This window comes from Streptomyces sp. NPDC052225 (genome assembly GCF_040679615.1).
GTDB lineage: Bacteria > Actinomycetota > Actinomycetes > Streptomycetales > Streptomycetaceae > Streptomyces.
Window position 1 is genome coordinate 152,160 of sequence record NZ_JBFAVD010000007.1, and the last position, 13,135, is coordinate 165,294.

At 72.9% G+C, this 13,135-nt stretch carries 15 protein-coding genes; 7 read left to right on the plus strand and 8 right to left on the minus strand.

The features are described from left to right. The first annotated feature begins 28 nt into the window (after positions 1-28). The 4 genes from AB0L37_RS13415 to AB0L37_RS13430 are packed head-to-tail and all read left to right on the plus strand — an operon-like array spanning position 29 to position 3,665. The gene (locus tag AB0L37_RS13415) at positions 29-877 is read left to right on the plus strand and encodes a CoA-transferase (RefSeq protein ID WP_365504237.1); all 849 of its coding nucleotides are present in this window, start codon (positions 29-31) and stop codon (positions 875-877) included. Further along, positions 874-1,641: a CoA-transferase gene (locus tag AB0L37_RS13420; protein ID WP_365503880.1), complete on the plus strand. Its 768-nt coding sequence runs from the start codon at positions 874-876 to the stop codon at positions 1,639-1,641. Before AB0L37_RS13415 ends, AB0L37_RS13420 begins: the two co-directional genes overlap by 4 nt. A 20-nt stretch (positions 1,642-1,661) precedes the next feature. Beyond that, a complete protein-coding gene (locus tag AB0L37_RS13425) occupies positions 1,662-2,711 on the plus strand; it encodes a nitronate monooxygenase (RefSeq protein WP_365504239.1) in 1,050 nt (349 codons plus the stop codon). Between the two features lie 42 nt (positions 2,712-2,753). Beyond that, complete coding sequence (locus AB0L37_RS13430) at positions 2,754-3,665, plus strand: tyrosine-protein phosphatase (RefSeq protein ID WP_365503882.1); 912 nt, start codon at positions 2,754-2,756, stop codon at positions 3,663-3,665. 24 nt (positions 3,666-3,689) lie between these two features. On the opposite strand, the gene AB0L37_RS13435 is transcribed toward AB0L37_RS13430, so the two are convergent. The 7 genes from AB0L37_RS13435 to AB0L37_RS13465 all read right to left on the minus strand — a co-directional run bounded on the left by AB0L37_RS13435 (position 3,690) and on the right by AB0L37_RS13465 (position 9,716). Beyond that, on the minus strand, positions 3,690-5,276 hold the full coding sequence (locus AB0L37_RS13435) for a DEAD/DEAH box helicase (RefSeq protein ID WP_365503884.1): 1,587 nt from the start codon (positions 5,274-5,276) through the stop codon (positions 3,690-3,692). A gap of 82 nt (positions 5,277-5,358) precedes the next feature. Continuing rightward, positions 5,359-5,562 carry a cold-shock protein gene (locus AB0L37_RS13440; protein WP_005318814.1) on the minus strand — a complete coding sequence of 68 codons (204 nt, stop codon included), beginning with the start codon at positions 5,560-5,562 and terminating at the stop codon, positions 5,359-5,361. A 143-nt stretch (positions 5,563-5,705) separates the two neighbouring features. Further along, on the minus strand, positions 5,706-6,332 hold the full coding sequence (locus AB0L37_RS13445; RefSeq protein WP_365503886.1) for a TetR/AcrR family transcriptional regulator: 627 nt from the start codon (positions 6,330-6,332) through the stop codon (positions 5,706-5,708). 34 nt (positions 6,333-6,366) lie between these two features. Next, a complete protein-coding gene (locus AB0L37_RS13450; RefSeq protein ID WP_365503888.1) occupies positions 6,367-7,143 on the minus strand; it encodes a glucose 1-dehydrogenase in 777 nt (258 codons plus the stop codon). Between the two features lie 17 nt (positions 7,144-7,160). After that, positions 7,161-8,318, minus strand: coding sequence for an acetyl-CoA C-acetyltransferase (locus tag AB0L37_RS13455; protein ID WP_365503890.1), 1,158 nt, complete (start codon positions 8,316-8,318; stop codon positions 7,161-7,163). A 19-nt stretch (positions 8,319-8,337) separates the two neighbouring features. After that, positions 8,338-8,928, minus strand: coding sequence for a TetR/AcrR family transcriptional regulator (locus AB0L37_RS13460; RefSeq protein ID WP_365503892.1), 591 nt, complete (start codon positions 8,926-8,928; stop codon positions 8,338-8,340). Next, entirely contained in the window at positions 8,925-9,716 is a 792-nt protein-coding gene (locus AB0L37_RS13465) for an SDR family oxidoreductase (protein ID WP_365503894.1), read from the minus strand. Before AB0L37_RS13465 ends, AB0L37_RS13460 begins: the two co-directional genes overlap by 4 nt. A 91-nt stretch (positions 9,717-9,807) precedes the next feature. Between AB0L37_RS13465 and AB0L37_RS13470 the strand changes: the two genes are divergently transcribed. From AB0L37_RS13470 to AB0L37_RS13480, 3 genes are read left to right on the plus strand one after another with little or no spacing between them, the layout of a single operon-like run. Next, positions 9,808-10,653 (plus strand): enoyl-CoA hydratase, encoded by an 846-nt coding sequence (locus AB0L37_RS13470; RefSeq protein WP_365503896.1) that lies wholly within the window; start codon positions 9,808-9,810, stop codon positions 10,651-10,653. Next, positions 10,650-11,789 (plus strand): acyl-CoA dehydrogenase family protein, encoded by a 1,140-nt coding sequence (locus tag AB0L37_RS13475; protein WP_365503898.1) that lies wholly within the window; start codon positions 10,650-10,652, stop codon positions 11,787-11,789. The genes AB0L37_RS13470 and AB0L37_RS13475 overlap by 4 nt, the downstream gene beginning before the upstream one ends. Next, positions 11,789-12,754, plus strand: coding sequence for an acyl-CoA dehydrogenase family protein (locus AB0L37_RS13480; protein WP_365503900.1), 966 nt, complete (start codon positions 11,789-11,791; stop codon positions 12,752-12,754). The genes AB0L37_RS13475 and AB0L37_RS13480 overlap by 1 nt, the downstream gene beginning before the upstream one ends. On the opposite strand, the gene AB0L37_RS13485 is transcribed toward AB0L37_RS13480, so the two are convergent. After that, positions 12,678-13,079, minus strand: coding sequence for a MerR family transcriptional regulator (locus AB0L37_RS13485; RefSeq protein ID WP_365503902.1), 402 nt, complete (start codon positions 13,077-13,079; stop codon positions 12,678-12,680). The genes AB0L37_RS13480 and AB0L37_RS13485 overlap by 77 nt on opposite strands. Positions 13,080-13,135: the final 56 nt, after the last annotated feature.

The window sequence follows — 13,135 nt, forward strand, 5'->3', positions numbered from 1 at the left end:
GCCGGACCAGAGGCCGACGAGCACCGCCATGACCGACAAGACGATGACGGCCGACGAGGTCGTCGCGCGGCTGCGCAGCGGGATGACCGTCGGTATCGGCGGCTGGGGCTCGCGCCGCAAACCGATGGCGCTGGTACGGGCGTTGCTGCGCAGCGATGTGAGGGACCTGACCGTCGTCTCGTACGGCGGTCCCGACGTCGGACTGCTCGCCGCGGCCGGAAGGATCCGCAAGCTGGTCGCCCCGTTCGCGACGCTCGACTCGATCCCGCTCGAACCGCATTTCCGGGCCGCGCGCCAGCAGGGCGCGTTCGCGATGGAGGAGCTGGACGAGGCGATGTTCATGTGGGGCCTGCACGCGGCGGCGAACCGGCTGCCGTTCCTGCCGGTGCGGGCGGGCCTGGGCTCGGACGTGATGCGCGTCAACCCCCGCCTGCGGACGGTCACTTCGCCGTACGCGGACGGGGAGACGTTCGTCGCGATGCCCGCGCTGCGCCTGGACGCGGCGCTCGTGCACATGAACCGCGCGGACCGGCACGGCAACGGCCAGTACCTGGGCCCCGACCCGTACTTCGACGACCTGTTCTGCGAGGCGGCCGACGCGGCGTACATGTCGTGCGAGCGGCTGGTCGAGGGCTTCGGGAGCGACGTCGTGCCGCAGACGCTCCTCATCAAGCGGTACGCGGTGACGGGCGTCGTCGAGACGCCGAACGGGGCGCACTTCACCTCCTGCGTGCCCGACCACGACCGGGACGAGCCCTTCCAGAAGCTGTACGCGACCACGCCCTGGCCCGAGTTCGCCGAGCGCTTCCTGCCGCCGGGGGGCGACGAGAAGCAGTACCAGTCCGCCGTACAGGCCTGGCACGAGGAGCAGAAGTGACGACCACGACGACCGGCACCACCACCGGGGTGACCCGCGCCGAGTACTGCGTGATCGCGTGCGCCGACGCCTGGCGGGACGACGGCGAGGTGCTGGCGAGCCCCATGGGTCTGATCCCGGGCATCGGGGCGCGGCTCGCCAAGCGGACCTTCGCCCCCGATCTGCTGCTCACCGACGGCGAGGCGACGCTCGTCGGGCTCGACGGCGCGGCCGAGGGCTGGCTCCCGTACCGGCAGCATCTGGCGATGGTGACCGGCGGGAAGCGGCACGTGATGATGGGCGCGAGCCAGCTCGACCGGTTCGGCAACCAGAACATCTCGTGCATCGGCGCCTGGGAGCGGCCCGACCGGCAGCTGCTCGGCGTGCGCGGCGCACCCGTCAACACGCTGAACAATCCGGTGAGTTACTGGGTCCCGAAGCACAGTCGGCGGGTCTTCGTCGAGAAGGTCGACATGATCAGCGGGGTGGGTTACGACAGTGCCGCCGCGGCCGGCCCTTCCGCGACCCGCTACCACCGCATCCCGCGCGTGGTGACGAATCTGGCGGTGCTCGACTTCGAGACGCCGGACCACACGATGCGCCTCGCGTCCGTCCACGCGGGGGTCACGGTCGACGAGGTGCGGGCGGCGACCGGCTTCGCGCCGGCCCTGCCGGAGGGCGGCGCGGTGCCGTTCACCCGGGAGCCGACGCCCGAGGAGCTGCGGCTGATCCGGGAGGTCGTCGACCCCAGGGGGACGCGGGAGCGGGAGGTCCCGTCGGCATGAGCAGCGGCGCCGCGTTCACGATCAGCACGCCCCTGACCGAGCTGGTCGGTGTGCGCCATCCGATCGTCCAGACCGGGATGGGCTGGGTCGCGGGTCCCCGGCTCGTCTCGGCGTCGGCGAACGCGGGGGCGCTGGGCATCCTCGCCTCCGCCACCATGACGGCCGGTCAACTGCGGGCCTCCGTACGGGAGGTGAAGTCCCGTACCGACGAGCCCTTCGGGGTGAATCTGCGGGCCGACGCGGGCGACGCGCGCGAGCGGGTCCGGATCATCGTGGACGAGGGCGTGAAGGTCGCCTCGTTCGCGCTCGCCCCCTCGCGCGAGCTGATCGCCGAGCTGAAGGACGCGGGCGTGATCGTCATCCCGTCGGTCGGGGCGCGCCGGCACGCGGAGAAGGTCGCGGCGTGGGGCGCGGACGCGGTGATCGTGCAGGGCGGCGAGGGCGGCGGCCACACCGGCGAGGTGGCGACGTCGGTGCTGCTGCCGCAGGTCGTGGACGCGGTGGACATCCCGGTGATCGGCGCGGGCGGCTTCCACGACGGACGCGGCCTGGTCGCCGCGCTCGCCTACGGAGCGGCGGGCGTCGCGATGGGGACGCGGTTCCTGCTCACCTCCGACTCCACGGTTCCCGACGCGGTGAAGGCCCGCTACCTCGCGGCGTCGGTGAAGGACGTCACCGTGACGCGGGCGGTCGACGGTCTGCCGCACCGCATGCTGCGCACGGATCTCGTGAACTCCCTGGAGAACGCGGGCCGTTCGCGGGCGCTGCTGCACGCGGTGCGGCGCGCCGCCGGGTTCCGCAGGCTGTCCGGCCTGTCCTGGCCGCGGATGGTCAGGGACGGGCTCGCCATGAAGCACGGCAAGGACCTCACCTGGAGCCAGGTCCTGCTCGCCGCGAACACCCCGATGCTCCTGAAGGCCTCCATGGTCGAGGGCCGCACCGACCTCGGCGTGATGGCGTCGGGCCAGGTCGCGGGGGTCATCGACGACCTGCCCAGCTGCGCGGAGCTCGTCGACCGCGTACTGGCCGAGGCCCGGCACGTGCTCGCCGCCCTGCCGACACCAGGGTGATCCCAGGCCGCCGACCGGCCGCTTCCGCAAGGGAGTTCACACATGCCAGCCACTCGCACGAACGCGCTTCTCTCCCGGCGCCGGGTGCTCGCCGTCACCGCCGGCACGCTGACGGCCGCGGCACTCTCCCCGGCCGCCGCCACCGCCGCGCCCGGCGCCCCGCCGATCCGGCAGATCCCGCTCCAGGGCGCGGTGAACGTCCGCGACATCGGCGGCCCCCGGGCCGGCCGCGGCGGCCGGGTCCGCCACGGCCTGGTCTACCGTGCCGACGCCCTGAGCAAGCTCACCGACAGCGACGTGACGACGCTCGGCGCACTGAGGCTCCGTCAAGTAGTCGACTACCGCGTCCCGTTGGAGGTCCAGTACGACGGTGCGGACCGGCTGCCCGCGGGCGTCACCGGCGTCGCGCGCCCGGTCACCGACAACGGCCTGTACGCGCGGATCCTCGCCGCCATCGGCTCCAAGGACCCGGTGCGGCAGGAAGAGATGCTGGGCGGCGGCCGGGCGGCGGCGTTCATGCGCGGCGTCTACCCCATGTTCGTGACCAGCGCCGACAACCGCGCGCGGTTCGCGGCGACCCTGCACGACATCGCGTACGGCGGCCGGGGCGCCCTGCTGTTCCACTGCACGTCCGGCAAGGACCGCACCGGCTGGACGACGTACGTCCTGCTGCGGCTGCTCGGTGTGTCCGAACGGGACGCGGTGGCCGACTACTTGGCGTCGAACACGTTCCGCGCGGCGTACGACGCGAAGCTGCGCGAGGGCCTGAGACAGGCAGGGATGATGCGGAACCCGGAGCTGCTGATCCCGCTCCAGGAGGTGCGCACGGAGTACCTCGCGGCGGCCCTCGACCAGGTCCGCGCCGACCACGGCGGCCTCAAGCGGTACGTCACCGAAGGCCTCGGCGTCGACCGGTGCACGGTGGACATGCTGCGGGCGCGGCTCATCGAGTGAACCGCGCCCGTCAGGAGTGCTGTGTTACGCGGCGGCCTTGCGCGGACCGCGCGGGCCGCGACCGCGCCGGGCACCACCGGCACCGGCGGCGCTCGCACCGGCCGCGCCGGCACCCGTGCCGGAGCGGCGGCGGCCGCCGGACCCGGCTGCCGAGGAGCGCTGCTGGCCCTCGCCGCCGGACGCACGGCCCGTACCGCCGTTGCCGGAACCGGCACCGCGGGAGCGGCGCGAGCGGCGCGGCTTCGCGGCGGCGGCCGGTGCGGTCGGCTCGGGCACGGCGATGACGACGGCCACGCCGGACGGCTCGCGGGCGCCGGTGATCGTCACCAGCTCCTCGTCCGTGGAGCGGACCTGCGTGGTACGGGGCTGGATCTGGGCGTCGCGCATCAGGCGCTGCACGTCGCGCTTCTGCTCGGGCAGCACCAGCGTGACGACGCTGCCGGACTCGCCGGCCCGGGCGGTACGGCCGCCGCGGTGCAGGTAGTCCTTGTGCTCGGTGGGCGGGTCCACGTTCACCACGAGGTCGAGGTCGTCGACGTGGATGCCGCGCGCGGCGACGTTCGTGGCGACGAGGGCGGTGACCCGGCCGTCCTTGAACTGCTCCAGGGTGCGGTTGCGCTGCGGCTGGCTGCGTCCGCCGTGCAGCGGAGCCGCGTACACACCGTTGGCGAGGAGCCGCTTGGCGAGCCGGTCGGCGGAGCGCTTGGTGTCGACGAAGAGGATGACGCGGCCTTCGCGGGCGGCGATGCGCGCCGTGACGGCCTTCTTGTCGGTCTCGTCGAGCAGGTGCAGGACGTGGTGCTCCATCGTGGTGACGGCGCCCGCGGACGGGTCGACCGAGTGCACGACGGGGTCGGTGAGGAACTGCCGTACGAGTCGGTCCACGTTCCGGTCGAGCGTCGCGGAGAACAGCATCGTCTGGCCGCCCGCCTCGACCTGCTTGAGCAGCGCGGTGACCTGCGGCATGAAGCCCATGTCGGCCATCTGGTCGGCCTCGTCGAGAACCGTGATGCGGACCTGGGACAGGTCGCAGTCACCGCGCTCGATGAGGTCCTTCAGACGGCCGGGGGTGGCGACGACGACCTCGGCGCCGCGGCGCAGCTGACCGGCCTGGCGGCCGATCGACATGCCGCCGACGACGGTGGCCATGCGCAGGTGCAGCGAGGTGGCGTACGGGGTGAGGGCGTCGGTGACCTGCTGGGCGAGTTCGCGCGTGGGGACGAGCACGAGGGCCAGCGGGGTGCGCGGCTCGGCCTTCGCACCGGCGGTGCGGGCGAGCATCGGAAGCCCGAAAGCGAGGGTCTTGCCGGAACCGGTGCGGCCGCGGCCGAGCAGGTCTCGTCCGGCGAGGGAGTTGGGCAGCGTCGCGGCCTGGATCGGGAAGGGCGCGGTGACGCCCTGCGCCGTCAGCGTCTTCAACAGGGCTGCGGGCATGTCGAGTTCGGCGAAGGTGTCGACCGGAGGCAGCGCGGGAGTGGTGTTCTCCGGCATGGTGAACTCGCGCGGCGGCGTGGGCTGCTGCCGGCGCTGCTGCTCGGGGGCGCGGCGCTTGCCGCCTGCGGTGGCGGGGCGGGGACTGCGACGGCGGGACGGGCGGGGTGAGCTGGCCATGCGGCATGCCTTCCGGGGACGGGGACAGCATGAGCCGGGGCCCGCACCGTCAGCGGTGCGGACCCCGGCCCGGTGATGCTGGTCAGGCGGGGAGGATGTTCTCCGCCTGCGGGCCCTTCTGGCCCTGCGTCACGTCGAACGTGACCTTCTGGCCCTCCTGGAGCTCACGGAAGCCCGAGGTGGCGATGTTCGAGTAGTGGGCGAAGACGTCGGCGCCGCCGCCGTCCTGCTCGATGAAGCCGAAGCCCTTTTCCGAGTTGAACCACTTCACGGTACCGGTGGCCATATCAAATCTCCTTGAATAGGTAGCAGTCCCCATTCCGGAAATTCCCCGGCAAAAACAATAATGCGCCTGAGGAACATTCCCGTCAGGCGCACATAAAGTCTATGGGTACCAAAACTGCAACGCGAACAACCTTAGCACGATCCTCACCGCGCGGCGATTCCGTCCAGCACCATGGACAGGTACTGGCGGGCGATCTCCTCGGGACTGTGCTGGCCGCCGGGCCGGTACCAGGACGCGGCGACCCACACGGTGTCACGGACGAACCGATAGGTGAGCCGGATGTCGAGGTCGGCGCGGAAGACACCGTCGGCGACGCCCCGCTCCAGGGTGGTCAGCCAGCTCTTCTCGAAGCGGCGCTGCGACTCGGCGAGGAACCCGAAGCGCTCCTGGGCGACGAGGGCCTTGGCCTCGCGCTGGTAGATGGCGACGGCGGGGCGGTGCCGGTCGATCTCCCGGAAGGACTCGGTGACCAGGGCCTCCAGGGTCTCGCGCGGGCCGAGGTCCGCGTCGAGCACGGTGTCGTAGCCGGACCACAGCTCGTCGAGGAAGGTGCGCAGGATCTCCTCCAGCATCGATTCCTTGGAGTCGAAGTGGTAGTAGAGGCTGCCGGCGAGCATGCCCGCGTGGTCCGCGATCTTACGGACGGTGGTGGCGTTGTAACCCTGCTCGGCGAAGACCTCGGCCGCGGTGTGCAGGAGCTCGCCGCGCCGCTCGGGGGCGGCGGCACCGGTCGCGGGCCGGGTCTTGTTCACGGACTTCTTCGTAGGCACGGGCCCATTGTGGTCCCCGCCGGCGGGCGCCGGGTCACCGGCCGGTCCCCTTGCCGCGCTGCCCGGCCCCCGGCATCCGTCCGGCCGACGCGCCGCCGTCCGCGGCGATCTCCGCGCCGGTCAGATAGGAGGCGCCGTCCGAGGCGAGGAACGCCACCAGCGCCGCGACCTCGTCGGGCCGTCCGATGCGGCCGAGCGCGGCGGCCGGGTGGTCGGTGGTGCCCAGGTGTGCGGTCATGGCCGTGTCGACGGCTCCGGGGAAGACGGCGTTGACGCGGATTCCGTCGCCGCCGAGTTCGAGGGCGGCGGTCCTGCTGAGGCCGCGCAGCCCCCATTTCGCGGCGCCGTACGCGCCGTGCCCCCGGATGCCCTCGAGCCCGGCCTGCGAGGAGATGTTCACGATCGAGCCGCCGGCCGCCCCGGCCCGCATGGCGGGGACGACGGCCTGGATGCCGAGGAACGGGCCGACGAGGTCGACCTCCAGGAGCCGCCGCAGCTGCCCCGGGTCCTCGTCGACGATGGGCGACGTCGTGTGGATCGCGGCGTTGTTGACGAGGATGTCGAGGCGGCCGTACGTCGCGACGGCGGTGTCGACGGCGGCCGCCCAGGACGCCGCGTCGGTGACGTCGAGCCGCACGAACCGCGCCGCGTCGCCCAGGTCCGCGGAGACCTTCTCCCCCTCCTCCACGCGTACGTCACCGAGCACGACCCGCGCCCCGCCCGCCACGAGTTCTCGGGCCATGGCCTCGCCCATGCCGCGGGCCGCACCGGTGACCAGGGCGACCTTGCCCGCGAGCTGCCCCTCCCCCATCCCCGTACTCCCCGTGGTCACAGGCGCTCGATGATCGTGACGTTGGCCTGGCCGCCGCCCTCGCACATGGTCTGGAGGCCGAACCGGCCGCCGGTGCGCTCCAGTTCGTGCAGCAGTGTCGTCATCAGCTTGGTGCCGGTGGCGCCGAGCGGGTGGCCGAGGGCGATGGCGCCGCCGTTGACGTTGACCTTCTCGGGGTCGGTACCGGTCTCCTTGAGCCAGGCGAGGACGACCGGGGCGAACGCCTCGTTGATCTCGACCAGGTCGATGTCGTCCATGGTGAGGCCGGTCTTCTTCAGGGCGTACGCGGTCGCGGGGATGGGCGCGGACAGCATCCGGATGGGGTCCTCGCCGCGTACGGAGAGGTGGTGGATGCGGGCGCGCGGCGTCAGCCCGTGTTCCCGTACGGCCCGCTCGGAGGCGATGAGCAGCGCGGCCGCGCCGTCGGAGACCTGCGAGGAGCAGGCGGCGGTGATGGTGCCGCCGTCGACGACCGGCTTCAGCCCGGCCATCTTCTCCAGGGTCGTGTCGCGGCGCGGACCCTCGTCGACGCTCACGCCCGCGTACGCGAGGGTCTCCTTGGCGAAGCGTCCCTCGTCGATGGCGCGCAGGGCCCGCTGGTGGGAGCGGAGCGCCCATTCCTCCTGGTCCTGGCGGGTGATGCCCCACTTCCGGGCGATGAGTTCGGCGCCGTGGAACTGGTTGACGGGGGCGTCGCCGTAGCGGGCGCGCCAGCCCTCACTGCCGGCGTACGGGCCTTCGGTGAGGCCGAGCGGTTCGGCGGCCTGCCGGGAGGCGAAGGCGATCGGGATCATCGACATGTTCTGGGTGCCGCCCGCGACGACGAGGTCCTGCGTCCCGGAGAGCACGCCCTGGGCGGCGAAGTGGATCGCCTGCTGCGACGAGCCGCACTGCCGGTCGACGGTGACGCCCGGCACCTCCTCGGGCAGTCCTGCGGCGAGCCAGCAGGTGCGGGCGATGTCCCCGGCCTGCGGGCCGACGGTGTCGAGGCAGCCGAAGACGACGTCCTCGACGGCGGCCGGGTCGATGCCGGTGCGGGTGACGAGCGACTTCAGGACGTGGGCGCCCAGGTCGGCGGGGTGGACGGCGCTGAGTCCGCCCTTGCGGCGCCCGACGGGTGTGCGGACGGCTTCGACGATGAAGGCCTCGGCCATGGTGCTTCAACTCCCGATGCTAAGAGGGCTGTTGGGCTATCCCGTCGAGGACCGTCGCCAGGTATTCGCGGGCGATGTCCTCGGGGCTGTACCGGCCGCCCGGCCGGTACCAGGACGCGGCCACCCATACGGTGTCGCGGACGAACCGGTAGGTGAGCCGGATGTCGAGGTCGGCGCGGAACGCCCCGGCCGCCACCCCTTCCCGGAGGGTGGCCAGCCATGTCTGCTCGAACTTGCGCTGTGACGCGGCGAGGAACGCGAACCGCTCCCTGGCCGCGAGCGTCTTCGACTCCTTCTGGAAGATGGCGACGGCGGACCCGTGCCGGTCGATCTCCCGGAACGATTCGGTGACCAGGGCCCGCATCGTCGCGCGCGGTCCGAGCCCGGCGGCGAGCACCGTGTCGTAGCGGTCCCCCAGTTCGTCGAGGAAGCCGCGCAGGATCTCCTCGACGATCGAGTCCTTGGAGTCGAAGTGGTAGTAGAGGCTGCCCGCGAGCATCCCCGCCGCGTCGGCGATCCGGCGCACGGTGGTGGCGTCGTAGCCCTGCGCCGCGAACACGTCGGCCGCCGTGTCGAGGAGTTCACGCCGCCGCTCGGGCGAGGCGCTCATGGGTGCTGGCTGCTGACGGAGACGACTTCGCCGGTCATGTACGAGGAGTAGCGGGAGGCGAGGAACACCATCACGTTGGCCACCTCCCAGGGCTCCGCGTACCGGCCGAACGCCTCCTTCTCCGTCAGCTCGGCGAGGAGCTCCTGCGACGTGACCTTCACCAGGTGGGGGTGCATGGCGAGACTCGGCGCCACCGCGTTGACCCGTACGCCGTACGCGGCGGCCTCGATCGCCGCGGTCCTGGTCAGCGCCATCACCCCGGCCTTGGCCGCGGCGTAGTGCGCCTGCCCGGCCTGGGCGCGCCAGCCGATCACGGACGCGTTGTTGACGACGACGCCGCCGCGGCCGGTGTCGCGGAAGGCGCGCAGGGCGGCCCGTACGCACCGGAACGTTCCGTTGAGCGTGACGTCCAGGACGCGGCTCCACTGCTCGTCGCTCATGTCGACGAGGGCCGACGTCCCGCCCAGACCGGCGTTGTTGACGACGATGTCGAGGCCGCCGTGCTCCGCCGCGACGTGGCCGAACAGCGCCCGCACCTGCTCCTCGTCGGTCACGTCGCAGGCTTGCGCGGATATCCGGCCGGCCCCGAACTCCTCGGCGAGCGCCCGCTCGCTCTCCTTGAGGCGCCGCGTGTGCGCGTCGCTGATGACGACGCGGGCGCCCTCCTCCAGGAAGCGGCGCGCGGTGGCGCCGCCGATCCCGGCGCCCGCGGCCGCGGTGATCACGGCGGTCCGCCCGTCGAGCAGCCGGTGCCCCGGGACGTACTCGGGGGCGATGGACCTCGTCATACGCGCACCTCTGTCCCGATCCGGAAGTCCTCGACGGTGTGCATGCTCATAAGCTAACCTACCAAACACTTGTTAGGGAAGGACGTTTTCGATGCCCGCAGAGCAGCCCGTCCTGTACGAGGTCGAGGGCCAGGTCGCGTACGTGACGATGAACCGGCCGCAGTACCGCAACGCGCAGAACTCGGCGATGACGTACGCCCTCGACTCCGCCTTCTACCGGGCCGCCGAGGACGGTGGCGTCAAGGCCGTGGTCCTCGCGGGCGCGGGCGAGCACTTCTCGGCGGGGCACGACATCGGGACGCCGGAGCGCGACGCGCACCTGCCGTTCGAGCGGCGGGCCGGACTGTGGTGGGACCACAGCGACAAGCGGGGTGCGGAGTCGCGGTTCGCGCGCGAGTCGGAGGTGTATCTCGGCATGTGCCGGCGCTGGCGCGAGCTGCCGAAGCCGCTCGTCGCGTCCGTCCAAGGGGCGTGCGTGGCGGGCGGGTTGATGCTGGCGTGGGTGTGCGACCTGATCGTGGCGAGCGAGGACGCGTTCTTCGCCGACCCCGTCGTACGGATGGGGATACCGGGCGTCGAGTACTTCGCGCACCCGTGGGTGATGCCGCCGCGGATCGCGAAGGAGTTCCTCTTCACGGGCGGGCGGATGAGCGCGCGCCGGGCGTACGAGGTCGGGATGGTCAACCGGGTGGTGCCGCGCGAGGAACTCGGCGCCGCCACGCGGGATCTGGCCGGCCGGATCGCCGAGATGCCGCGCCTCGGGCTCGCGCTCGCCAAGCGCGCGGTGAACCAGGCGGAGGACCTCCAGGGCCTGCACGCGGGCATGGACGCGGTGTTCGGCCTGCACCACCTGGCGCACGCGCACAACGCGGAGACGGCTGCCGACCCGCTCGGCGGGATGGACGTCCGGGCCATGAAGGAGGCGGGCGCGCGATGAACCTGGACTTCACTCCGCAGGAGGACGCCTTCCGCGAGGAGGCGCGGGAGTGGCTGGCGGCGCACGTACCGGCCGGGCCGCTGCCCTCCCTGGAGACCGCGGAGGGCTTCGCCGCGCACCGCGCGTGGGAGGCCGAACTGCACGCGGACCGCTGGTCGGTGGTGTCGTGGCCCGAGGAGTTCGGGGGCCGCGGCGTCGACATCTTCCGGTGGCTGGTGTTCGAGGAGGAGTACTACGCCGCGGGCGCCCCGGGCCGCGTCTCGCAGAACGGCATCAACCTGCTGGCGCCGACCCTCTTCGACCACGGCACGGACGAGCAGCGGGCCCGGGTCCTGCCGTCGATGGCGAGCGGCGAGGTGATCTGGGCGCAGGCCTGGTCGGAGCCGGAGGCGGGCTCGGACCTGGCGTCGCTGCGCTCGCGGGCGGTGCGCACGGACGGCGGCTGGCTGCTGCACGGGCAGAAGACGTGGTCGTCGCGGGCCGCCTTCGCGGACCGGGCGTTCGGCATCTTCCGCACGGACCCGGCGGCGGCGAAGCCCCATCACGGGCTGACGTATCTGATGTTCGACCTGCGTGCGCCCGGCGTCACGGTCCGGCCGATCGGCCGCCTCGACGGGAAGCCGGCGTTCGCCGAGCTGTTCCTGGACGGGGTGTTCGTACCGGACGAGGACGTGATCGGCGCTCCGGGCAACGGCTGGCGGATCGCCATGTCGACGACGGGGAACGAGCGGGGGCTGACCCTGCGCTCCCCCGGCCGCTTCCTCGCCGCCGCGGACCGGCTCGCGCGGCTGTGGCGGGAGCACGGCGCGGACCCGGCGCTCCAGGGCCGGGTGGCGGACGCGCTGATCGGGGCACGCGCCTACCAGCTGTTCACGTACGCCCACGCGTCCCGGTTCGCGGCCGGCGAGCGGATCGGCGCGGAGTCGAGCCTGAACAAGGTGTTCTGGTCGGAGTACGACATCGCGCTGCACGAGACGGCGCTCGAACTCCTCGGTGCAGAAGGCGAGTTGGCGGACGGGGAGTGGGCGGAGGGGTACGTCTTCTCCCTCGCGGGGCCCATCTACGCGGGCACCAACGAGATCCAGCGGGACATCATCGCCGAGCGGCTGCTCGGCCTGCCGAAGGGACGCCGCTGATGAGGTTCCTGCTGGAGCCGGAGCAGGCCGAGTTCGGCCGCACCCTCGACCGGATGCTGGGCGCGGCGGACACCCCGTCGGCGGCGCGCGCGTGGGCGGGCGGCGACTTCGGTCCTGGGCGGGCGCTGTGGGCGCGGCTCGCGGAGGCCGGGGTGTTCGCGCTCGCGGTCCCCGAGGCGCACGAGGGCCTCGGGCTGCTCCCGGTGGAACTCGCGGTGTCGTACGTGGAGTTGGGGCGGCACGCGGTGCCGGGCCCGGTCGTCGAGACGGCGGCGGTGGCGGTGCTGCTCGGCGCGCTGCCGGACGCCTCGGGGGCGGCGAAGGAGTGGCTGCCGCGGATCGCGGGCGGGGACGCGACGGTCACACTGGCCGCGGGGTCGTACGCGCTGGACGCGGACGCGGCGGACGCGGTGTTCGTCGCCGAGGACGACACGCTGCGGATCGCCGCCGGGCGCGGGCCGCTGCGGGCGTCCGCCGACCCCGCGCGCCGCCTGTTCCCGCCCGAGGGCGGCGAGGTGGTGGCGCGCGGCCCCGAGGTGCGCGAGGCGGTGGCGCGGGCCTCGGACGTCGCGGCGTTCCTGACGGCGGCGCAGGCGCTCGGCGTCGGGCTCGAACTGCTGCGCCGCACCGTCGAGTACGCGGGCCGGCGCGAGCAGTTCGGCGTGCCCATCGGCTCGTTCCAGGCGGTCAAGCACCGGCTGGCGGACGCCCTCATCGGCCTGGAGCTCGCCCGGCCGCTGCTGTTCGGGGCGGCCCTGTCGATGACGCCCGCGGACGTCGCGGCGGCCAAGGCGGCGGCGGGCGACGCGGCGTACGCGACGGCCCGCGCCGCCCTCCAGCTCCACGGCGCCATCGGCTACACGGAAGAGCTGGACCTGTCCCTGTGGCTCAGGAAGGCACGCCCGCTGCGGGACGCGTGGGGTTCTCCCGCCGCCTGCCGGGCGCGGGTGACCGGGTGGCCGTGAGGATGTCCGCGAGGGAGGCCCGCGACCCCTGGAGGCGGTTGATGCGCTCCTCGATGTCCCGGAGCTGGTCGAGGAGCATCGGCGTCAGGCACGGCTCGACCTCGGCCTCGCTGCCGCACACGCACGTGAGGATCTCCCCGATGACCCGGGTGGGCAGTCCTGCGTCCAGGAAGGCGCGGATACGGCGCACGGTGCGCGGCGCCTCGGCGTCGTACACCCGCTGTCCGCCGGCGGTGCGGCCGGCGGTGAGCAGGCCCTGCTCCTCGTAATAGCGCAGCAGCCGCACGCTGACGCCGGTCGCGCTCGACAGCTCACCGATCTTCATCCGACATCCCCAACCCCCTTGAAGTGACGTGCGCCACAGTCGCTTGAACCTCACAC

What these genes read in the sequence shown, in the direction of transcription:
- AB0L37_RS13450 (WP_365503888.1), bottom strand. Translation starts at nt 7,143, where the DNA reads ATGGGGGAGGGGCAGCTCGCGGGCAAGGTCGCCCTGGTCACCGGTGCG.
- AB0L37_RS13470 (WP_365503896.1), top strand. Translation starts at nt 9,808, where the DNA reads ATGCCCGCAGAGCAGCCCGTCCTGTACGAGGTCGAGGGCCAGGTCGCG.
- AB0L37_RS13460 (WP_365503892.1), bottom strand. Translation starts at nt 8,928, where the DNA reads ATGAGCGCCTCGCCCGAGCGGCGGCGTGAACTCCTCGACACGGCGGCC.
- AB0L37_RS13475 (WP_365503898.1), top strand. Translation starts at nt 10,650, where the DNA reads ATGAACCTGGACTTCACTCCGCAGGAGGACGCCTTCCGCGAGGAGGCG.
- AB0L37_RS13465 (WP_365503894.1), bottom strand. Translation starts at nt 9,716, where the DNA reads ATGACGAGGTCCATCGCCCCCGAGTACGTCCCGGGGCACCGGCTGCTC.
- AB0L37_RS13435 (WP_365503884.1), bottom strand. Translation starts at nt 5,276, where the DNA reads ATGGCCAGCTCACCCCGCCCGTCCCGCCGTCGCAGTCCCCGCCCCGCC.
- AB0L37_RS13455 (WP_365503890.1), bottom strand. Translation starts at nt 8,318, where the DNA reads ATGGCCGAGGCCTTCATCGTCGAAGCCGTCCGCACACCCGTCGGGCGC.
- AB0L37_RS13480 (WP_365503900.1), top strand. Translation starts at nt 11,789, where the DNA reads ATGAGGTTCCTGCTGGAGCCGGAGCAGGCCGAGTTCGGCCGCACCCTC.
- AB0L37_RS13430 (WP_365503882.1), top strand. Translation starts at nt 2,754, where the DNA reads ATGCCAGCCACTCGCACGAACGCGCTTCTCTCCCGGCGCCGGGTGCTC.
- AB0L37_RS13440 (WP_005318814.1), bottom strand. Translation starts at nt 5,562, where the DNA reads ATGGCCACCGGTACCGTGAAGTGGTTCAACTCGGAAAAGGGCTTCGGC.
- AB0L37_RS13415 (WP_365504237.1), top strand. Translation starts at nt 29, where the DNA reads ATGACCGACAAGACGATGACGGCCGACGAGGTCGTCGCGCGGCTGCGC.
- AB0L37_RS13485 (WP_365503902.1), bottom strand. Translation starts at nt 13,079, where the DNA reads ATGAAGATCGGTGAGCTGTCGAGCGCGACCGGCGTCAGCGTGCGGCTG.